Annotated in this window: 21 protein-coding genes and 1 other RNA gene; 13 read left to right on the top strand and 9 right to left on the bottom strand. The window is 39.5% G+C overall.

From position 1 onward, the window contains the following. The first annotated feature begins 381 nt into the window (after positions 1–381). From J8L70_RS02885 to J8L70_RS02845, 9 genes are all read left to right on the top strand, one after another. Entirely contained in the window at positions 382–645 is a 264-nt protein-coding gene (locus tag J8L70_RS02885; RefSeq protein ID WP_211053962.1) for a DUF4212 domain-containing protein, read from the top strand. Positions 646–655: 10 nt separating this feature from the next. Further along, positions 656–2,380 (top strand): sodium:solute symporter family protein, encoded by a 1,725-nt coding sequence (locus J8L70_RS02880; protein WP_211053961.1) that lies wholly within the window; start codon positions 656–658, stop codon positions 2,378–2,380. Between the two features lie 163 nt (positions 2,381–2,543). Then, on the top strand, positions 2,544–3,209 hold the full coding sequence (locus tag J8L70_RS02875) for a peroxiredoxin-like family protein (protein WP_211053960.1): 666 nt from the start codon (positions 2,544–2,546) through the stop codon (positions 3,207–3,209). A gap of 173 nt (positions 3,210–3,382) precedes the next feature. Next, positions 3,383–4,414, top strand: a complete 1,032-nt coding sequence (gene epd / locus J8L70_RS02870; protein WP_211053959.1) for an erythrose-4-phosphate dehydrogenase — start codon at positions 3,383–3,385, stop codon at positions 4,412–4,414. Positions 4,415–4,452: 38 nt separating this feature from the next. Beyond that, the gene (locus J8L70_RS02865) at positions 4,453–5,628 is read left to right on the top strand and encodes a phosphoglycerate kinase (protein WP_211053958.1); all 1,176 of its coding nucleotides are present in this window, start codon (positions 4,453–4,455) and stop codon (positions 5,626–5,628) included. A 198-nt stretch (positions 5,629–5,826) separates the two neighbouring features. Beyond that, positions 5,827–6,891, top strand: a complete 1,065-nt coding sequence (gene fba / locus J8L70_RS02860) for a class II fructose-bisphosphate aldolase (RefSeq protein WP_211053957.1) — start codon at positions 5,827–5,829, stop codon at positions 6,889–6,891. A gap of 547 nt (positions 6,892–7,438) precedes the next feature. Beyond that, positions 7,439–8,128, top strand: coding sequence for a phosphate regulon transcriptional regulator PhoB (phoB, locus tag J8L70_RS02855; RefSeq protein WP_211053956.1), 690 nt, complete (start codon positions 7,439–7,441; stop codon positions 8,126–8,128). A 60-nt stretch (positions 8,129–8,188) separates the two neighbouring features. Further along, complete coding sequence (gene phoR, locus J8L70_RS02850; protein ID WP_211053955.1) at positions 8,189–9,481, top strand: phosphate regulon sensor histidine kinase PhoR; 1,293 nt, start codon at positions 8,189–8,191, stop codon at positions 9,479–9,481. Positions 9,482–9,613: 132 nt separating this feature from the next. Beyond that, a complete protein-coding gene (locus J8L70_RS02845; protein WP_211053954.1) occupies positions 9,614–10,582 on the top strand; it encodes a phosphate ABC transporter substrate-binding protein PstS family protein in 969 nt (322 codons plus the stop codon). A gap of 45 nt (positions 10,583–10,627) precedes the next feature. Here J8L70_RS02845 and J8L70_RS02840 read toward each other — a convergent pair whose 3' ends face one another. The 8 genes from J8L70_RS02840 to sfsA form a co-directional block, all read right to left on the bottom strand. Beyond that, positions 10,628–10,858 (bottom strand): hypothetical protein, encoded by a 231-nt coding sequence (locus tag J8L70_RS02840; RefSeq protein WP_211053953.1) that lies wholly within the window; start codon positions 10,856–10,858, stop codon positions 10,628–10,630. Between the two features lie 26 nt (positions 10,859–10,884). Beyond that, on the bottom strand, positions 10,885–11,733 hold the full coding sequence (gene panC, locus J8L70_RS02835) for a pantoate--beta-alanine ligase (protein ID WP_211053952.1): 849 nt from the start codon (positions 11,731–11,733) through the stop codon (positions 10,885–10,887). Further along, a complete protein-coding gene (gene panB, locus J8L70_RS02830) occupies positions 11,733–12,527 on the bottom strand; it encodes a 3-methyl-2-oxobutanoate hydroxymethyltransferase (protein WP_211053951.1) in 795 nt (264 codons plus the stop codon). Before panB ends, panC begins: the two co-directional genes overlap by 1 nt. Positions 12,528–12,557: 30 nt before the next feature. Then, positions 12,558–13,043 carry a 2-amino-4-hydroxy-6-hydroxymethyldihydropteridine diphosphokinase gene (gene folK / locus J8L70_RS02825; RefSeq protein WP_211053950.1) on the bottom strand — a complete coding sequence of 162 codons (486 nt, stop codon included), beginning with the start codon at positions 13,041–13,043 and terminating at the stop codon, positions 12,558–12,560. Between the two features lies 1 nt (position 13,044). After that, complete coding sequence (pcnB, locus tag J8L70_RS02820) at positions 13,045–14,499, bottom strand: polynucleotide adenylyltransferase PcnB (RefSeq protein WP_247664654.1); 1,455 nt, start codon at positions 14,497–14,499, stop codon at positions 13,045–13,047. Positions 14,500–14,629: 130 nt separating this feature from the next. After that, complete coding sequence (gene gluQRS / locus J8L70_RS02815) at positions 14,630–15,526, bottom strand: tRNA glutamyl-Q(34) synthetase GluQRS (RefSeq protein WP_211053949.1); 897 nt, start codon at positions 15,524–15,526, stop codon at positions 14,630–14,632. A 20-nt stretch (positions 15,527–15,546) separates the two neighbouring features. After that, on the bottom strand, positions 15,547–15,990 hold the full coding sequence (gene dksA / locus J8L70_RS02810) for an RNA polymerase-binding protein DksA (protein ID WP_211053948.1): 444 nt from the start codon (positions 15,988–15,990) through the stop codon (positions 15,547–15,549). A gap of 234 nt (positions 15,991–16,224) precedes the next feature. Continuing rightward, on the bottom strand, positions 16,225–16,941 hold the full coding sequence (gene sfsA / locus J8L70_RS02805; protein ID WP_211053947.1) for a DNA/RNA nuclease SfsA: 717 nt from the start codon (positions 16,939–16,941) through the stop codon (positions 16,225–16,227). A gap of 111 nt (positions 16,942–17,052) precedes the next feature. Between sfsA and pepB the strand changes: the two genes are divergently transcribed. Then, positions 17,053–18,348: an aminopeptidase PepB gene (pepB, locus tag J8L70_RS02800; protein ID WP_211053946.1), complete on the top strand. Its 1,296-nt coding sequence runs from the start codon at positions 17,053–17,055 to the stop codon at positions 18,346–18,348. A gap of 158 nt (positions 18,349–18,506) precedes the next feature. Continuing rightward, positions 18,507–19,073: a phosphoribosyltransferase family protein gene (locus tag J8L70_RS02795; RefSeq protein WP_211053945.1), complete on the top strand. Its 567-nt coding sequence runs from the start codon at positions 18,507–18,509 to the stop codon at positions 19,071–19,073. 82 nt (positions 19,074–19,155) lie between these two features. Here J8L70_RS02795 and ssrS read toward each other — a convergent pair. Continuing rightward, positions 19,156–19,339: non-coding RNA, 6S RNA (gene ssrS / locus J8L70_RS02790), on the bottom strand. 215 nt (positions 19,340–19,554) lie between these two features. On the opposite strand from ssrS, the gene J8L70_RS02785 reads away from it, so the two are divergent. Continuing rightward, positions 19,555–20,118 (top strand): UPF0149 family protein, encoded by a 564-nt coding sequence (locus tag J8L70_RS02785; RefSeq protein ID WP_211053944.1) that lies wholly within the window; start codon positions 19,555–19,557, stop codon positions 20,116–20,118. Positions 20,119–20,137: 19 nt separating this feature from the next. Beyond that, on the top strand, positions 20,138–21,463 hold the full coding sequence (gene pepP, locus J8L70_RS02780; RefSeq protein ID WP_211053943.1) for a Xaa-Pro aminopeptidase: 1,326 nt from the start codon (positions 20,138–20,140) through the stop codon (positions 21,461–21,463). Positions 21,464–21,468 lie beyond the last annotated feature (5 nt).

Raw genomic sequence — 21,468 nt, 5'->3', positions numbered from 1 at the left:
TAATGTCACTATATTTTACTCATTAACACCATACCAGAACTATGAAACAGCGGTAGTAATGATTTTTTAAATATTCTCATACCATTTGTAACATATTGAATGTACTTGATTATTTTTTAAAGACGGTCGCTTTAGACTAAAGTCGCATAAATAATTAAAACATTAATAAATATATAAAAAAGATAATGTTAATAAAATAATTCATTTAAAAACATTAAGTTAACAATTGTGTTTTTATCATCTATTTGCAGCTTACGTAAACGTTATATTGGTGTTACGACTATGGTCTCAATTCTTATTTTAATCAGTGTTGCTACATTTATTAACGAGTATAAAAAACCACCCATCGTAATAACACGGTGCTTAAAGGGGAAAATAAAAATGGCTTTTAAAGATGAAGAACAAGCAAAAGCATATTGGGCAGAAAACATCTCACTACTGTTTAAGTTACTAACAGTATGGTTTGTGGTCTCATTTGGCTTTGGCATATTACTGGTTGATGTACTGAATGAAGTGCGTTTTTTAGGTTTTAAATTGGGTTTTTGGTTTTCACAGCAAGGTGCTATTTACACTTTTGTAGCTTTGATTTTTGTTTACGTTTTCAAAATGAATGCGTTAGATAAAAAATATGGCGTAGACGAATAGGAGCTAAGTAATGGATGTTCAAACACTCACATTTATAATTGTTGGTTTAAGCTTTGCGCTTTATATCGGTATCGCAATATGGGCGCGTGCAGGTTCAACGAAAGAGTTTTATGTCGCTGGAGGCGGGGTTCCTCCTTTAGCTAATGGTATGGCAACAGCCGCTGACTGGATGAGCGCAGCGTCGTTTATCTCAATGGCAGGGATTATTTCGTTTGCCGGTTACGATGGCGGTGTTTATCTAATGGGTTGGACCGGTGGCTATGTATTACTTGCTATGTGCCTAGCCCCTTATCTACGTAAATTTGGAAAATTTACTGTGCCTGATTTTATTGGTGACCGTTACTACTCTCAAACAGCACGTGTTGTTGCAATTTTATGTGCAATATTCATTTGTTTTACATACATTGCCGGACAGATGCGCGGTGTCGGTGTGGTATTTTCTCGCTTTTTAGAAGTAGAAATTGAAACCGGCGTTTACATTGGTATGGTAATCGTATTCTTTTATGCTGTTTTAGGCGGAATGAAAGGCATTACTTATACGCAAGTTGCGCAATATTGTGTACTCGTATTTGCATACTTAGTTCCTGCAATTTTTATTTCAATGATGATGACAGGGCATTTCTTCCCACAAACGGGCTTTGGTGCCACATTGAGTGATGGCTCAGGTATGTATGTACTTGATAAGCTCGATGGCTTAAGTGCAGAGTTAGGTTTTGCACAATACACTGAAGGCTCAAAGAGCATGATTGACGTATTTGCAATTACAGGGGCATTGATGGTCGGTACAGCGGGCTTGCCGCATGTTATTGTTCGCTTTTTCACGGTTCCTCGGGTTAAAGATACACGTATTTCTGCTGCTTGGACGTTAGTATTTATTGCGATTGTATATACCACAGCCCCTGCCGTGGCTTCGTTTGCTCGTGTAAATATGATCGACACAATTAATGGTAAAGATGGCAGTGGGACTGAATATGCTCAAGCCCCTGCGTGGATTAAAAATTGGGAACGTACCGGCTTAATTACATTTAACGATAAAAACGGCGACGGAAAAATGTTTTATTCGGCAGGTAAAATTGATGACCCAAGCAGTGCCAATGAAGTGAAAGTCGATCGCGATATAATGGTACTTGCTAACCCCGAAATAGCTGACTTGCCAGCATGGGTTGTTGCTTTGGTTGCTGCAGGTGGTATTGCCGCTGCATTATCAACAACAGCCGGGTTATTATTAGTTATCTCCACCTCGGTTTCGCATGATTTACTCAAACGAACGCTAAAACCTGATATAAGTGATAAACAAGAGTTACTAGCGGCGCGTTTTGCTGCCATGGTCGCTATCGTTATATCCGCATACTTTGGGATTAATCCGCCAGGCTTTGTAGCATCGGTGGTGGCCTTTGCCTTTGGCTTAGCGGCGGCGAGTTTCTTCCCTGCAATTATCATGGGGATATTCTCTAAATCCATGAATAAAGAAGGTGCTATTGCAGGTATGGTAACTGGTATTGGTTTTACCGCGGCTTATATCATTTTCTTTAAGTTTGTTAGCCCAGAGCTCAACAGTCCTGAAAATTGGTTCTTAGGTATTTCGCCAGAAGGTATTGGCCTTGTCGGTATGCTGATTAACTTTACTGTGGCAGCGGGCGTACTTAAATTAACTAACCCCACTCCTGTTGAAATTCAAGAGATGGTAGAAGGTATTCGAAATCCTAAAGGCTCTAGTGCAGCACAGGCTCACTAAGGTTATGTAGTGTAAAGCAGCAAAAGCCCGGCATCTGCCGGGCTTTTTTTATTTATACCGCCGCTTAAATACACACGGTAATATTGTGGTATTAAAAGTGACTAATAACGATTTTATACTGTAAACTAACCTGTATTCAAAATTAATTAATGAGCAGTGTAGTATGAGTGATAGCTATCAAGATTTAAAAACACAAACAGAGGCTAAAGTAGCCGCTGGTCGTAAAGGTAATCCTGAGTTTATGCAAGGAGTGGATAACGAAATTGCAAAAGCAAAGGCTATTGAACAAGGAGCAAGTGCATTAGGGCTCATGCAAATAGCGCCAGATTTTTCGCTACCAAACCAACATGGCGAACAAGTTCAATTAGCAACCTTACTTGCCAAAGGACCTGTGGTTATAACTTTTTATCGTGGTAGCTGGTGCCCTTACTGTAATTTACAACTTAAAGCCCTACAGCTTCGTTTACCTGAAATACATGCATTAGGTGCTCAGCTGGTGGCTATTAGCCCACAAATGCCAGACGATTCGCTAAGTGAAAGCGACATCAGTAAAATGGATTTTTTAGTTCTTAGTGACCAAAATGCTGACGTAGCTGCGCAGTTTGGTGTTGCTTGGAAAGTGCCTGATTATTTGCTTGATCATATGCGTGATGACCGTGGTCTTGATTTAGAAGCACTTAATAATGGCAATGGTACTATTTTACCTATTCCTGCAACGTTTATACTCAATAAAGAGGGGCAGGTTGTATGGCGTTACGTTGATGTTGATTACCGTACCCGTGCAGAACCACAAGAGATGATTTTAGCGCTAGAAAAATTAAATAATTAATTTAATTTTTATCGTAAACCTAAATGGATATTGGCTTTAAAAGTATACATTTAGGTTTATTTAAAGTTTCTAATGCTTCCCTCTTATATTCATGTGTAAGGTCGATTACAATACAAATATCTAAAAGGCATTGTGCCTTTATCTGCATGTAAAAAGAGTGGATTTAGTATTTAATGGCAATCAAGCTTGCAATAAATGGTTTTGGTCGAATTGGTCGAAATATAGTCCGTGCATTATACGAATCAGGTTTAAGCGATGAAGTTAAAATAGTCGCTATAAATGAACTTGCTGATCCTCACGCGATTGCGCACCTATTAAAATACGATACCTCCCATGGTCGCTTTAATTTCCCTGTTAAATTAGGGGAAGATACAATTAGTGTTGCTGGTGATAATATTGCACTTTTTTGTGAAGAAAACCCTATTGAGTTACCTTGGAAAACCCTTGATATAGATGTTGTACTTGAGTGTACGGGGGTATATCACTCGCGTGAAGATGCCCACTTGCATCTAAATGCGGGCGCTAAAAAAGTACTCTTTTCTCACCCCGCTGATAATGACGTTGATGCCACAATTGTTTATGGCATTAATGATGATGAATTAAAGCCAGAGCATACAATTGTCTCCAATGGGTCGTGCACCACTAATTGTATTGTTCCCGTTATAAAAGTACTCGATGATGCGTTTGAAATAGAATCAGGGGCGATTACCACGATTCATGCATCAATGAATGATCAACAAGTTATTGACGCTTATCATCACGATTTACGACGTACCCGAGCAGCAAGCCAATCAATTATTCCGGTTGATACTAAGCTTGCCCGCGGTATTGATAGAATATTACCTAAATTAAAAGGGCGTTTTGAAGCGATTGCGGTTCGCGTACCGACAATTAATGTGACAGCGATGGATTTAAGTGTCACAGTCAACACTGATGTTGATTTAAATACAGTAAATAACGCATTAAAATTACAAGCAAAAGATAGGCTCGATGGTATTTTAAGTTATACCGAAGAGCCGCTGGTATCGGTTGATTTTAATCACGATCCACATTCATGTATTATTGATGGCACACAGACACGTGTAAGTCACAAAAGGCTGATAAAGTTATTAGTTTGGTGTGACAACGAATGGGGCTTTGCAAATAGAATGCTCGATACAGCCCGTGCTATGATGATTAAAGATAAATTAAAAACAATAAATTGAAATTTTTCAGTTCAGTATCGTTAACTTAGGAGATGTTCATGTCGGTAATAAAAATGGCTGATTTAGATTTAAATGGCAAACGAGTATTAATTCGTGAAGATTTAAATGTGCCAGTAAAAGCGGGTAAAGTGACGTCAGATGCACGTATTCGTGCTGCACTACCAACAATCAAATTAGCGCTAGAAAAAGGTGCTAAGGTGATGGTTATGTCACACTTAGGCCGACCTACCGAAGGTGAATATAATGCTGAGTTTTCTTTAGCGCCTGTTGTTGATTACTTAAATGATGCACTTGAACAAACCGTACGTTTAGAGAAAGATTATTTAAATGGCGTAGAAATTGAAGAAAATGAGATTGTTGTATTTGAAAATGTACGCTTTAATCAAGGTGAAAAGAAAAATGATGAAGCGTTATCGAAACAACTAGCAGCACTATGTGATGTGTATGTAATGGATGCATTTGGAACAGCTCATCGTGCGCAAGCTTCTACTCACGGAGTTGGTTTATTTGCTGATGTAGCGTGTGCGGGTCCATTATTAGCAGCTGAGCTTGATGCATTAGGAAAAGCGTTAGATAAACCCGCTCGCCCATTAGTGGCAATTGTAGGGGGTTCTAAAGTATCAACTAAGCTTACAGTACTCGATTCATTGTCAAAAATAGTTGACCAACTTGTTACTGGTGGCGGTATTGCAAATACATTTATTGCAGCAGCAGGAAACCCCGTTGGTAAATCGCTATATGAAGCTGATTTAATGGATGAAGCAAATCGTCTATGCGCAGCAGCAAAAGCGAATGATGGTGAAATTCCTGTCCCTAGCGATGTTGTAGTGGGTAATGAGTTTTCAGAATCAGCGGTTGCTACATTAAAAGATGTTAGCGAAGTAACCGATGAAGATATGATTTTTGATATTGGCCCAGAAACAGCTGACCAGCTTGCAAAAATTATTGCAAATGCAGGGACTGTCGTGTGGAATGGTCCAGTCGGTGTATTTGAATTTGATCAGTTTGGTAATGGCACACGTGCAATTGCACAAGCGATTGCAAATTCAAATGCGTTTTCAATTGCCGGTGGTGGTGATACGCTAGCAGCAATTGATAAATACGGTATTGCCGATAAAGTTTCTTATATTTCGACTGGTGGCGGTGCTTTCTTAGAGTTTTTAGAAGGCAAAAAACTACCTGCAGTTGAAATGCTAGAATCGCGCGCTAACTAATAAAGTTAGCCGCAGCTGGTGTAGTGAAATGCACCAGCATAGTTAGTTATTAAATACCTCTCACCCTTATTTAATAATTAACTTACTGGTTTATTTGTCGTTTTAGCAAATAATCCATACGCAGTGATTGCGTAAACTTAACAAATCCGTTCAAACTAGATGGCAGGGAACTGCTATCGATAAATTGGAGAATACCCAATGGCTTTAATCAGTATGCGCCAACTTTTAGATCATGCAGCTGAACACGGTTATGGCGTGCCTGCTTTTAATGTAAATAACCAAGAGCAAATGCGCGCAATAATGGAAGCGGCTGACAAAACGAACAGCCCAGTAATCGTTCAAGGATCAGCAGGCGCTCGAGCTTACGCTGGTGCTCCATTTATCCGCCACATGATTTTAGCAGCCGTTGAAGAATGGCCACACATACCCGTTGTAATGCACCAAGATCACGGCACCTCTCCGGGTGTATGTCAGCGCTCAATTCAATTAGGTTTTTCATCAGTGATGATGGATGGCTCATTAATGAGTGATGGTAAAACCCCGTCTACTTATGACTATAATGTTGAAGTTACCCGCGAAACAGTGGCTATGGCACATGCGTGTGGTGTTTCTGTTGAAGGCGAATTAGGGGTGTTAGGTTCACTTGAAACAGGTGAAGCTGGCGAAGAAGATGGCGTAGGTGCTGAAGGTATCTTAACAACAGATCAAATGCTCACTGATCCAGAAGAAGCGGCTGATTTTGTAAATAAAACCCATGTTGATGCACTCGCAATTGCTTGTGGTACGTCTCATGGCGCGTATAAGTTTACTCGCCCACCAACGGATGATATTTTAGCGATTGATCGTATTAAAGAAATACATGCACGTATTCCAGATACGCATTTAGTAATGCATGGTTCTTCATCAGTACCACAAGAATGGTTAGAGATCATTAATCAATACGGTGGTGAAATTCCAGAAACTTATGGTGTGCCAGTTGAGCAGATCATTGAAGGGATCAAATACGGTGTTCGTAAAGTTAATATCGATACTGATCTACGTTTAGCCTCAACGGGTGCTATCCGTCGTCATATGGCATTAAACCCAGCAAATTTCGATCCACGTAAATATTTAGCTGAAGCAACTAAAGCAATGAGCGAAATATGTATAGCGCGCTACGAGTCATTTGGTACAGCAGGCCAAGCAGGTAAAATTAAACCGATATCACTTGATGATATGCACCTGAAGTATTTAACTGGCGAACTTGATCCTAAGATCAAGTAATTACCACTAATAATAAAAACCCAGCTTGTATTGCTGGGTTTTTTTATGTCGATCGGTTGTTGGGATCAATGTTGTACTAAGTTAATTTACTCAGATCACGCAAATACTAACTAGCTTTTATAAAGATCATATTTTTACTAAGTTTCATGCGATCAAATACAATTTTTTAGCTTAAAGAGTGTAAAAATTAAACGTTATGAATAATAGATCAACATGTTAGCAGTGCGACTAGGTAAAACGATGATCCCATTATCGATCGCCTTAGTAAAATAATGATCTTTAATTTTTTAATGATGATCTTAAGTATTTATAAAGTGTACTGGGTATTGTCATGATCTGACATGAGTGATTAGCTGGATTAAATCAAGCTTAATTATATGATCAATATATCTAACGTGAGTTTAACTAATATTAATTAGGCTACTAACAAATTACTATTTTTAAGTATTTTTATACTGATTTAAATATACATGGTGGATTTTCATAAAAATGTCATACTTAGTCATAATAATGAAAACTAATTTGATAGCGTAAGAGATAAATTGGAATGTCGCGTAAAGTATTAGTCGTAGATGACGAAGCTCCTATCAGGGAGATGTTAGTATTTGTTTTAGAGCAAAATGGTTTTCAAGCCATTGAAGCAGAAGATTACGACTCTGCTATTGCTGCTATGGTTGAACCTTATCCTGATATGGTACTGTTAGATTGGATGTTGCCTGGTGGGAGTGGTATTCAAATAGCGAAAAAATTTAAGCAAAGTGAATACACGCGCCAAATCCCAATTATTATGCTCACGGCTCGTGGCGAAGAAGAAGATAAAGTTCGCGGTTTAGAAGTGGGTGCTGATGATTATGTTACTAAACCCTTTTCACCAAAAGAGTTAATGGCGCGTATTAAAGCCGTTATCCGTCGTGTATCACCGACTTCACTTGAAGAAGCTATTGAAGTACATGGTTTGCGTTTAGACCCTATTTCTCATCGCGTAACCTCACAAGATAGTGAATTGGAAATGGGCCCTACAGAATTTAGGTTATTACACTTTTTTATGACTCACCCAGAGCGTGTTTATAGTCGAGAACAATTACTTGATCACGTTTGGGGTACTAACGTTTATGTCGAAGATCGTACGGTAGATGTACATATTCGACGTTTACGCAAAGCAATTGCACCTTTAGGGCATGATCGCTTAGTGCAAACGGTACGTGGTGCGGGTTATCGATTTTCAAGTAAGCTATAAATGAATTGTTAAAAGGTGTATCAATGCTGAGTTTTAACCTGTTAATGGTAAAATGAGTTTATGTATAGAGTTGTCAATAAACGGGCGTTAGTTAAACGTCTGTTTATCTATTTTTTACCCTTATTACTCATTGGTGTGCTCATTGGTGCCCCTTTTTTATTGTTATTCCTAGGCTCTTTTTCTTTATTAGTTTGGCACTATCATCAACTGTATCGTTTAAGCGATTGGTTATTAAATCAACGTAGTTTTAACCCGCCTGAAGGTGAAGGGGCATGGGAGCAAGTTTTTGAGGGAATATACCATTTACAGCATCGTAATCGTAATAAGCGAAACGAATTAGCAGATTTAATTCGCCGATTTCGTGATGGCGCAGAAGCCGTCCCTGATGCTGTTGTTGTGTTACAAAACGATTTAAGTATTGTTTGGTGCAATCAACTCGCATTAAAAGTGTTAGGTTTGCAATGGCCAACCGATCATGGACAGCGACTCGATAACTTAATCCGCGAGCCTAAGTTTGCTAAGTATATGCATCGTGGTGAATTTGACGAGCCGCTTGAGCTTGAAAGTGGCTATAGCGAAGAGTTAGTCCTTGAATTTAGGGTTATGCCCTATGCCAGCAATCAATTAATGGTGGTCGTACGAAACGTCACACGATTAAAACAATTAGAGCAGATGCGCAAAGATTTTGTTGCCAATGTATCCCACGAATTAAGAACTCCACTTACCGTTGTTACAGGTTATTTAGAAATGATGGACGGCGATATGATGCCGCCAGCTATGTGGAGTAAAGCGCAAAATACGATGCTTGAACAGTGTAAACGTATGGATAGCTTGGTGAATCAACTACTCTCATTATCGCGTATTGAGGGAGCGCGTCGTCAAGATAACGATAAAGCGATTAATGTGCCGCAGTTGCTAAAGTATATCGAAACCGAAGCACAGTCGGTGAATCAAGAAAAGGGTCATATACTGACCTTTAATATTGATCCAAACTTAGATATAAAAGGAGCTGAAGATGAACTTCGCAGCGCTTTTTCAAATCTGGTTTTTAATGCTATTCACTACACTCAACCTGGCGGAGAGGTGACAGTAAACTGGCAGCGTAATGCAACGCAAGCATGCTTTAGTGTTACAGATACAGGGGATGGTATTGCACCTGAGCATATTAACCGCTTAACAGAGCGCTTTTACCGAGTTGATAAGGCGCGAAGCCGTACAACGGGAGGCTCTGGCTTAGGGTTAGCTATAACAAAGCATGTACTTAGCCGTCACGATAGCCATTTAAATATAACCAGTACAGTAGGGCAGGGCTCTTGTTTTTCGTTTACGTTTAATGAAGATAAACTCGTTTGATCACAACATCAAAACAGCAAACCGATAATAAAACTAATTTAAACAGATGATATTTGTCAGTACATTGTATTTGCCTATATAGAGGCATGTTTAGTCAATGAAAATATCGTTATTAAAAGTTGAGTAACGACTATGAAAACTAAAACGCTGATAGCAAGTATTGTATTGCTCATGTTAAGTATATTGCCTAAACATACCTTAGCAGTAGAAAGTGATATGCAACCGTACGATAAGATAAGTGGAGTCTCTGGAAACTTTTCATCGACTGGTTCAGATACGCTTGCCAATATGATGACCTTTTGGGCTGAAGAGTTTAATCGTATTTACCCTAATTTAAATATGCAAATTCAAGCCGCAGGCTCTTCTACTGCACCGCCCGCATTGACTGAAGGGACCGCGAATATTGGGCCTATGAGCCGAAAAATGAAATCTAAAGAAATCGAAGCCTTTGAAAAGCGCTATGGTTATAAACCAACAGAAGTGCGTGTGGCGATTGATGCTTTAGCCATATTTGTTCATCAAGATAACCCAATTAAAGGTTTAAGAATTGATCAAGTTGATGCTATTTTTTCAACAACGCGTCAATGTGGTTCACTCAGTGGTATCACTCGCTGGGGAGAGTTAGGCTTAACGGGCGATTGGGCAAAAAAAGATATCCAGCTATATGGTCGTAATTCAGTATCTGGTACATATGGGTATTTTAAACAAAAAGGATTATGTAAGGGCGATTTTCGTAATAACGTAAATGAACAACCGGGCTCTGCATCGGTAGTGCAATCAATATCGTCTTCACTTAATGCGATTGGCTATTCAGGTATTGGCTATACAACTTCAGGCGTACGTACGGTGCCTATTTCGAAAAAAAGCACGCATTACGTTGAGGCCAGTATGGAAAATGTCGCATATGGTAAATACCCATTAGCCCGTTTTTTATATGTTTATGTTAATAAGCACCCAAATAAACCGTTAAGGCCTGTGGAAGCTGAATTTTTGCGTTTTGTGTTATCAAAAGATGGGCAAGCGATTGTAGAAAAAGACGGTTATGTACCTCTTTCAACGCGATTAGCGCACACCGAATTAACTAAGCTGGGATTAGAATAAAAGCTATTAGCAGTAAAAAGCAGCTCAAAAGAGCTGCTTTTTTAGTTAGTTTAGTTTTTGTGCGTTTATTTTACATTGATTATAGCGTTCGGTGCATTTAGCTGTGCATATTTGCTCGGTTAAGCTTTGCTCAGTAGAGTGTTGCTTACAATCACTTTCGCACTGATAATTTTGCTGCGCACATTGATTCATTTCAGGGTTTTCAACATGGTTTTGACAGCCAGCAAAAAGTAAAAAAGTTACACTTATTAAACCTATTTTCATATCACTGCGCATACTATTTATCCTGTAAATGGTTATGATTAAATTACAACTTGCATGTTATCTATCAGTCTCACTGTACCTAAATAGGCGGCCGCTAAAATAACAAATTGTTTGTCGTTAAGCGTCGCTGCTTTTAAGGTATCTCGTTGTGCTATTTCAAAATAGTCAGGCTCAAGTCCTGCTTGTTGTAACGTACTTTTCGCTTCATTACATAAACGTACAAAGTCGTTATCACCCGCTTTTATTTTGTCTACGCAAGTTTTAAGTGTATTAAAAAGCGTTGTCGCAGCGTGCTTTTGATCCGAGGTTAAATAACCATTACGCGAACTCATTGCAAGTCCTGTTACTTCACGCATAGTCGGTACGCCAACGATTTCAATAGGGATTGATAAATCGCGTACCATGGTTTTAATAACCTGTAATTGTTGAAAATCTTTTTCGCCAAAACACGCGTAATCGGGCTGTACTAAATTAAAGAGTTTTGTGACAACTGTAGCCACACCTTTAAAGTGACCAGGGCGAGTGCCGCCACAATAGCCTAAAGACACACCAGGGACATCAACAAAGCTTTGTTCACCCAACCCATTAGGATAAATGGTATCAACTGTAGGAGTGAATACAATGTCGGTATTAAGCTCAGCTAATCCTTGTTTGTCTTCATTTAATGTACGAGGGTAGTTGTCTAAGTCTTCATTTGCACCAAATTGCATAGGGTTAACAAAAATACTGACAACCACTTTGTCGGCTAACGTTTTTGCTTTTTCAACTAAAGAGAAATGACCTTGATGCAAATTTCCCATCGTTGGTACAAATGCGATGCTCAGACCCGCTTGTCGCCATGCTTTTATTTGGCTACGTAAAGATTTAATTTCAGTGATTGATTGCATTATTTAAACTCGTGTTCAGCACTTGGAAATGCGCCACTTTTCACATCGCGACAGTATTTTTTTACGGCATCAGGCATATTGCCTGTTTCGAGTAAAAAGTTTTTCGAAAACTTAGGAATATAGCCTGCAGAAATCCCGACCAAATCATGCATAACAAGAATTTGCCCATCTGTTTGTGTTCCTGCACCAATACCAATGGTTGGAATATTGATTGCATCGGTAATGCGTTTTGCAAGCTCGCTAGGAATACATTCCAATACTATCATTTGTGCGCCGGCCGCTTCGAGTGCTTGCGCGTCGGCTATCATTTCAAGTGCTTTTATTTCTTCGCGTCCTTGTACTTTAAAGCCACCAAAAACATGCACTGATTGTGGAGTAAGACCTAAATGCCCACACACTGGAATACCTTGTTGGGTAAGTGTTTTAATACTGTCGTATAGCCACTCTCCACCTTCAAGCTTTACCATGTTTGCACCGGCTCTCATTAACTGCGCTGCATTTTTACAAGTTTCGCTAACACTTGAATAGGTCATAAAAGGCATATCGGCAATTATAAATAACTCGCGACTACCGCCACGTACACATCGTGTATGATATGCAATATCTTGATTAGTCACAGCTAAAGTATCATCACCGCCTTGTAATACCATACCTAGCGAATCGCCAACTAAAATAACGTCAACGCCGTTATCATGAAATAACTTCGCAAAACTGGCATCGTAGGCTGTTAAAGCGGTAATTTTGTTTTTTTCGGCTTTCATTTTATTTAAAGTCGAAACAGTTATTTTAGACATAATATCCTCAAGAGCAAAAGCCTCAGTTAATTACAGAGGTAATTGTTGTAAGTCGTTTAGTGGTAAGTTTTTTGCTATATCTTTTATTGCTACACCGCTTGGTAAAACAAGCTGTGGGGCTATTTCTAATAGTGGAAAAATAACAAATTCGCGCTCGCTTAAACCATAATGGGGGACTGTTAAGCGAGGCGTGTTTATGATTTTATCGCCAAATAATAGGGTGTCGATATCAAGTGTGCGGGCTCCCCAACGCTCAGCTTTTCTTACTCGACCATGTTGCAGTTCAATTTGTTGCGTTAAATCGAGTAACTGCTCTGGCGGTAAATTAGTTTTTATATACGCAACAGCATTTATATAATCTGGCTGGTCTTGCGGCCCCATGGGCTTACTAGCATAATAATGCGAGGCTTTAACAAACTCACACTTTGGTAATTGTTTAAGTGCCGCGATGGCGTTATCGAGTTGTAGCTTAGGTGAATTTAAATTAGCACCTAAGCCTAAATAAACATCGAACACGTTATTCAGCCGGCTTTTTTGGCGCTCGACGACGCGAACGTTTGCGTGGCTTTGGTCCACCTTGATGGCCAAGCTCTTTTACCATGTCTTTTTGGCCATTAATATCTTTGGCTAAATATTGAGTCCACCATTGTGATAACTCTGTATGTTCTTGCTCACCGGCATCAACACGTAATAATAAAAAGTCGTACGCGGCTTTAAAGCGAGGTTGTTGCGTTAATCTATAAGCACGTTGCCCAGCACGTTTATCTAAGCGCTGCTGAATATGCCAAATATCGCGTGCACCTAATGTAAAGCGTTTTGGTACGGCAACATGCTGTGCATTTTCGCTTAGTACTTTATTCATAGCAGCGGCAAAGGCATCAAATTCAGAGATTTGTTCTTGTTGTTGAATTTTTTTGGTGCGCTCAATTAGCGGGAACCATAATAAGGCTGCGAATATAAAGGCCGGTGTGACTTTTTTATCGGCATTAATACGAGCATCTGTGTTTTTAAACATTTGCTCAATGAATGCGGTTTCAAGCCCTTGAGGATTTTTATCTAAAATGGCATCTAACGCAGGAAATAACGATTTAAATAAACCATACTGGCGTAACATTATAAAGTTGGCGTGCGCTTTGCCGTTTAAAAACAGCTTTAGGGTTTCTTCGTATAAACGTGCTGGTGGAATGTTATCAAGCAAACTAGCAAGGTGATTAATTGGTTTCTCACTGCCTGGGGCTATTTTCATATCAAGCTTGGTAGCAAAACGTACCGCACGTAACATACGCACAGGATCTTCTCGGTAGCGAGTCTCAGGATCACCTATTAATTCGATTTGCTTGGCATTAATCGCTGCTAGACCATTGGCGTAGTCGTATATACAAAAGTCATTTATTGAGTAATACAGTGCATTGATAGAAAAATCACGACGCTCAGCGTCTTCTTCAATACTGCCAAACACGTTATCGCGTAGCAGTTGCCCTTGTTTACTTGATTGACTTGTTTGGTTTTTATCTTCTTGTGCTTCATGGTGGCCACGCATTGTTGCCACTTCAATTATCTCGCGGCCAAACACAATATGAGCTAAGCGAAAACGACGACCAATTAAGCGGCAATTGCGAAATAACTTTTTAACTTGCTCTGGCGTTGCGTTGGTAACTACATCAAAGTCTTTTGGTTGTTGGCCAAGTAAAATATCGCGTACGCACCCACCGACCAAATAAGCGTCAAAGCCGCCATCTTTTAATCGATAAAGTACTTTAATCGCATTAGGGCTAAATTGCTTGCGAGAAATACCATGTTCGCCACGAGTGATCACTAACGGTTCGCCACTTACTGAGGCACTTTCGTTATTGCCATTAGGGCCGATAATTTGTCGGCAAAATTGAAAAAGCTTGGAAATAATAACCTGTCTCCTACAGAAAATAAGCGTGCTCGCAATTGTATTTTTAGTTAGCCAAATGTGTGGGTACATACCATACAATTAGGCGGCTATCATATAACAGCAGGGGCTAAAAATTAAGTTGAAGTCATGAAATTAAGTGATTTTTAATGCTTTTATTTGTACAAATGAAGAAAAATCCACTGTTTTTGTACGTTATGGCTTAAATTTGGATTTCTGCGACCTTTGGCACACGCGATAACGAAAAGTGTTCGGTTGCCCAACCAATCATTTGTTCGGTGGTTAAATCAAGTAACTGAGGGGGTGTTGGTAAGCCTAAAAATGCCAGTGCTTGCATTAATGTTTGTTGCGGATGTTGGTTTGCGATGGATTGTGCATGATTTTGCTTTGATAACTTAAATCCCGGCTCGGCCACTGCTAATGGAAGATGAGCATATTGTGGCACAGCATTATCAAATTGTTTAAATAGACTAATTTGACGTGCAGTGGGATTAATTAAGTCGGCACCGCGCACAACACGGTTTATTTGTTGTTCTATATCGTCAATAACAACCACTAACTGATAAGCAAATAGTCCATCGCTGCGTTTAATTAAGTAATCTTCTTTGGCAAGTGCATCATCAATATTTATTTGACCCTGAATCAGGTCGGTAAATTGATTTGTAGCATGACATTGCATTAACCTAATTGCACCATGCTCAATGTTATGGTTTAGGTGTTTGCAGTGGCCAAGGTATAAGCCACCTGCTGCTTTGATCTGTTTTCGAGTACAACGACAACCATAAACAAGTTGTTTTGAAAGCAGTGAGTCAACATAGCTTTGGTATAGGTTAAGACGCTGTGTTTGATACACAACCTCTTCATCCCAATGCAGTGCAAAGCGCTCTAAGGTGTGGAGGATATCGCTATCTGCACCTTTCACAATGCGGGTCGTATCGATATCTTCGATGCGAACGAGCCATTTTCCCTGATTTATTTTAGCATCAAGAAAACTTCCTACAGCCGCAACAAGAGAACCAAAATGTAATGGCCCTGATGGCGACGGCGCAAAGCGACCGCGATAATTACGCATAGGCGCAGAAACGGCTGTAGGGTACATTACTAATTAAGATGACTTAATTAGCCACGCCCAGATTGCTTTTCTTTAATTTCAGCAAGCGTTTTACAATCTACACATAAATCGGCAGTAGGACGAGCTTCTAATCGACGAATACCAATTTCGATACCGCAAGACTCACAATAACCGAAATCATCTTCTTTAATTAAGTTGATTGTTTTTTCGATTTTTTTGATAAGTTTGCGTTCACGGTCACGAGTACGAAGTTCTAAAGAGAACTCTTCTTCTTGTGCTGCGCGGTCAACTGGATCTGGAAAATTAGCTGCTTCGTCTTGCATATGTGACTTTGTACGATCTACTTCATTTCGTAGGTCGTTGCGCCAAGCTTCTAAAATTTCTTTAAAATGAGCACGTTGTGCGTCATTCATGTATTCTTCACCTGGCTTTTCTTGATATGGTTCTAATCCAGCTTGAGCCAATAAACCGAGTCTTTTTTGGTCTGGCATTACTCTCTCCTAAATCCTTAATTTAATGCCCTCGCATTAGGCGGCCGTATAAATAGCAGAATCTCTTACAGTAGGCAAATTTATTTTTAATTAATTGAGTTAGCCAAAACCTTTATTGATAACTATTTTACGTTATTAATTAGGCACTTTTATTTTTAGCTGGGCTTTTAATGGGGGCAATAAAAATTAATACAAGTTGTTTTTTACTCTTTTTTAACATTATTAAAAACGTATTTAACTTATAAATGGTATTTTTTTTATTAACGTTACTTCTTTTTCAGTTATGTTTGCTTTGTAGGCATAGACTTCAACTCCTTTGCTTATAGCTAAGCGAAGTAACTGATTATACGTTGGATCAATATGGGCTGCACATGCGACGCGCTCAATACCTTGATGTAAAACAGCAAATAATAAAACAGCACGGTGGCCAAGCTCAACCATGCTAATAAGCTCTCGAATATGCTTTTGCCCACGTACAGTTTCTGCATCGGGGAAATAACCTTGGCCTTGCTCAGCGTCATTTGATAATAAAGTCACCGACTTAACCTCAACGTAGCAATTAGCGCGGTTCGGATCGCTAAGTAAAAAATCGATTCGGCTATTTTCATCACCATATTTAACTTCACTTTGCACATGCTGATAACCGGTTAATTCGCTGATTATATTATTGCTTATCGCTTCTTCAACAACCTTATTTGCCATGGCAGTATTAACACAGATGAAGTGTGATAAATGATTTTTAGTTAGCTCTAATGAATGGGGATATTTACGCTTTTTATTATCGCTAGTTGAATAAAAAGCACGAAACCCTTGTTCTGCACAGCCGGTCATTTTACCTGTGTTTGCACAATGGGCGGTAAACATAGCGCCATGCTCTGGCTGTAAGTCAGCTAAAAAACGCTTGTAGCGTTTAATTAATGTCGCGCTTTGTAATGCAGGGGTGTACAGCATGATAATTTCCAATTTTAATCAGGGTTTTATGTTATTTATCTCAAGAGGTTGGGAACTTGCAACGCCCTATAGTAAACTCCCTGACACATTTAAGAGTGAGAGTATTCTAACATGAGTGAAAAATTTGTTGTTGAACTAAGTGAGCAAGCCGCATCAAGCCCTTGGGGTGAAAATGCAGCGTTGTCTTTCAATGCACAGGGGGCGTTAATTCATTTATCTGAGCAAGAGACGCTAAAAGGCGTACAAAAAGCAGCCCGCACTATTGCAAATCAAGGTATTAAAAACGTTAAGCTAGCAGGTGACACATGGTGTACTGAGAGCCAGTGGGCGTTTTATCAAGGGTTTGTTTCACCAAAAGTGTTAGACGGTGTTGAGTTTGTTGATAATGCACAATCTGATTTAGCGCAACTTAGCCATTTGAAAACATCAGCTACTTGGGCGCGTGAAATGATTAATGGCACTGCTGATAACATTTTTCCAGAAAGCTTAGCAGAAAAAGCAGCTGAATTTATTCAGTCGTTAGCCCCTGAGCATGTTAGTTACCAAATTATAAAAGGTGATGCATTATTAGAGCAGCAATGGATTGGTATTCATGCTGTAGGGCGTGGTAGTGAGCGTCCACCAGTATTACTTGAGCTTGATTACAACCCAACAGGTGATGAAAATGCGCCAGTCAGTGCCGCATTAGTCGGTAAAGGGATCACATTTGATTCTGGTGGTTACTCAATAAAATCTAGCGAAGGTATGCTAGGTATGAAATGCGATATGGGAGGAGCTGCAACAGTTACCGCAGGCTTAGCATTAGCAATAAATAGCGGTAGCGATAAGCGCATTAAGCTGTTTTTATGTTGTGCTGAGAACCTTATCTCGGGTCATGCATACAAATTAGGCGACATTCTTACTTATAAAAATGGCACCACAGTAGAAATTGTAAACACGGATGCTGAAGGGCGCTTGGTGTTGGCTGATGGCCTAATGGCTGCGGGTGAAACTGGCGCGCCATTAATCATAGATGCCGCTACATTAACCGGTGCCGCTTTGGTTGCTGTTGGGCAAGAATATAATGCACTCTTTGCTTTAGATAAAGCACTTGCGCGTGAAGTAGAAGACTTTGCCGCACAAGAAATGGAAGCCGCGTGGCCTTTACCGCTTGAAAAGTGGCATCAACAAAACTGTCCATCGCCTTATGCTGATACAGCCAATAGTCGTGCACAAAAAGGAGGCGGCTACGGTGGCGCTTCTAATGCTGCTGGCTTTTTATCACGTTTTGTACCAAATGAAGGGGCCGGTTGGGTGCATATTGACTTAGCCGCTGCATTTAATATGAGCAGCACGAGCCAATGGGCTGCGGGCGCCACAACCCAAGGTATGCGTACTGTTGCTCGTACTTTATTAGAAAAAGCATAACGTAAATACGATAAAAGAGATGCCTTTGAGCATCTCTTTTTGTTTATGGTGCAAGCTTTTTGTATGAATTTGCGCTAAAATCCTGCCCCACTCGTTAGTCAGGTGAGGCTAGATTTTAGCTCTACTTGAACGATTCATTTATATTGGGGTTTTTTATTATGTCTGATAAGTGTTACATCACAGCGCAACAACTTCTTGAAGATTCATTTCGTGTTGCGGCACAAGTATATGATGATGGTTTTCGTCCTGATTTTATAATTGGTATTTGGCGTGGTGGTGCTCCAATAGGGATTGCAGTACAAGAATATTACGATTATAAAGGGATCGAAACCGATCATATTGCCGTTCGTACTTCTTCTTATTACGGAATTGGTAAGCAATCAAAAGAAATTAAAGTGCATGGTCTTCACTATATTGTAGAAAACGCCAACGCGGGTGATTCACTACTTATAGTTGATGATGTATTTGATTCTGGTCGTAGCATTGCAGCATTAAAAGAAAAATTGTCTGAATTAATGCGATTGAATTTACCAAAAGATATCCGTGTTGCATGTCCGTACTACAAACCTAAAAACTCAAAAGTTGAAATGGTGCCAGATTACTTTATCCATGAGTCTGAAGAATGGTTAGTATTCCCACATGAATTATCAGGTTTAACACCAGATGAAATTATTTCGGGTAAGTCTGACTTAGTGAATATCCATGATATTTTGCTAAAAAAGTAAGATAACTTAAATAATGAAAGCCGATAACGTTGTTTATCGGTTTTTTTTTGCTTAAAAAAAGTAAATGTAGGCTTTTTGATGAGTGTTCCCCAAGTATGCGGTACCCGGTTTCAGTCCTGAAACCAGAAGGTCTCAGGGCGGGGATCTGCGGTTTACCGTAGGCTTCTCGGTACATGCCAAGCTTGCACAATAGTAGACGAACAGAAACCCTAGTATAAAATTTATCGGCTCAGGGACTTAACCAAGCTCCAGCACCCCAGGGAACACAAACAGTATATAAGACCTATGCCAAGGGTTAAACCTTAAATACAAAAAAACAGCTTGTTCGGCTAGTTTTTCTGCAGCTTTAACGCAATATTTACTTTTTCGCTTACTTTTCAAACCTTGTTTACACTAACTTAGTTGCTCAGTCGTAAATTAATTGGAGTTGCCATTTAGCCAGTGGTAGCATTGTCGTAATTATTTAAGCGAAGGCCTTAAAATGAACGAACTTCCAGAGTATCAAAAAGCACAATTACTGTTAGAGAAAAACGAAATATTTGTTTCGCCAGCTGAAGCTCACGGTGTTATCAGTGGTCTATTAGCTTGTGGCTTAAACATAGATGATAAAGAGTATTTAGGCTTATTAAGCGATGTATTTAATGATGGTGAATCATTTAGTCATGATCTGAAATTATTTTTTGGCACTATATATAAACAAGTTGTAGCAAGCTTTAACGATGACGCCTTTGCCTTTGATTTATTTTTACCAAGTGATGACGAAACTCTTATTGATCAAGCCAATGGTTTAGTATCTTGGGTTGCAGGCTTTATGCTTGGTTTTGGTTTAAAGCAAAAAGATTACGGTAAATTATCCGGTGATGTAAAAGAAGTTATTAGTGATTTTAGCGAAATAACACGCTTAGATACAACTTTTGAAGAAACCGATGAAGACAGTAATGCGCTGCACGAAGTCATTGAATACGTAAGAGTATCGGCTTTATTGTGTTTTGCTGAGTTAGGTAAAGAGCAAACGACTGAGCACGATAAGAAAACACTCCATTAATAATAAAGTGATTTATTAAATGCTGGAAATAGCAAAGTCTGAATTTAAAGCGCGTCGTGAACGTTTATTATCGCAAATGGATAGCAATAGTGTGGCTATCGTTTTTGCGGCTAATGAGGTAACACGTAGCCGTGATACCGAATTTACGTTTCGACAAAATAGTGATTTTTATTATTTAACTGGCTTTAATGAACCCGATGCTGTGTTACTACTTATTAAAGATAAGCAACACAGCACAAGCATTTTATTTTGTTTAGATAAAGACCCTCAAGCCGAAATTTGGCATGGCCGGCGTATTGGCTCTAAAAAAGCTAAAACAGATTATTTGTTTGATGCAGCGCATGGTTTGAGTTCAATAAATGACAAACTACTCGAATTAGTGAGTGCAAAACAGGTATTGTATTTTGCACAAGGCGAAAGTGCCGCGTGCGATAAGCAAGTTTTTACCTTACTTGCCGAACTACGTAATAAAGATAAAAAAACAGCGAATGCACCGAGCACTTTAAAAGATATACGTACTTTAATTCACCCAATGCGGTTGATTAAATCACCAAATGAAATCAGCATCATGCGATTAAGTTGTGAAATAGCTGCTAATGGGCATAAACGCGCTATGTGTTTTGCACACCCTGGTGCAAGTGAATTTCAGTTAGCCGCTGAGTTACACCACCATTATGCAATGCATGGTGCACCACAAACCGCTTATGCGAGCATTGTGGGAGCGGGCGATAATGCCAATATTTTGCATTACACAAATAACAGTGATGTATTAAACAGCGGTGATTTGGTTTTGATTGACTCTGGTTGTGAGTTTCAAGGCTATGCGGCCGATATTACGCGGACCTTTCCCATTAATGGACAGTTTAACCCTTGGCAAGCTGCACTTTATGAGGTGGTGTTAAATGCGCAGTTAGCTGCATTTAGTGCAATAAAACCCGGTGGTTATTTATCACAAGCGAATATGTTAGCTATGCAAGTGCTAACCCAAGGCTTGCTTAAATTGGGTATTCTAAAGGGGAACTTTGAAGACCTGATGGCACAGCAAGCATGTAAACAATTTTACATGCATGGAATAGGTCATTGGCTTGGCTTAGATGTGCATGATGTGGGTGATTATAAACAAGAAAACCAAGAACGTGCGTTGGCGCAAGGCATGGTATTAACCATAGAGCCGGGTTTATATATTAGTAAAGATGCCAATGTGCCAGAACATTACAAAGGCATAGGTATTCGTATTGAAGATAACTTAGTGGTTTGTGCCACTGGGTATGAAAATTTAACACATCATGTACCAAAAACCATTGCCGAAATAGAAGCGCTTATGAATAGCGCCAATAAGAGTTAAAGTGT

It is taken from the genome of Pseudoalteromonas sp. MMG010 (assembly GCF_018100905.1).
In the GTDB taxonomy this organism is placed as follows: Bacteria; Pseudomonadota; Gammaproteobacteria; order Enterobacterales; family Alteromonadaceae; genus Pseudoalteromonas.
This window is presented reverse-complemented; position numbering and strand designations above follow the sequence as displayed.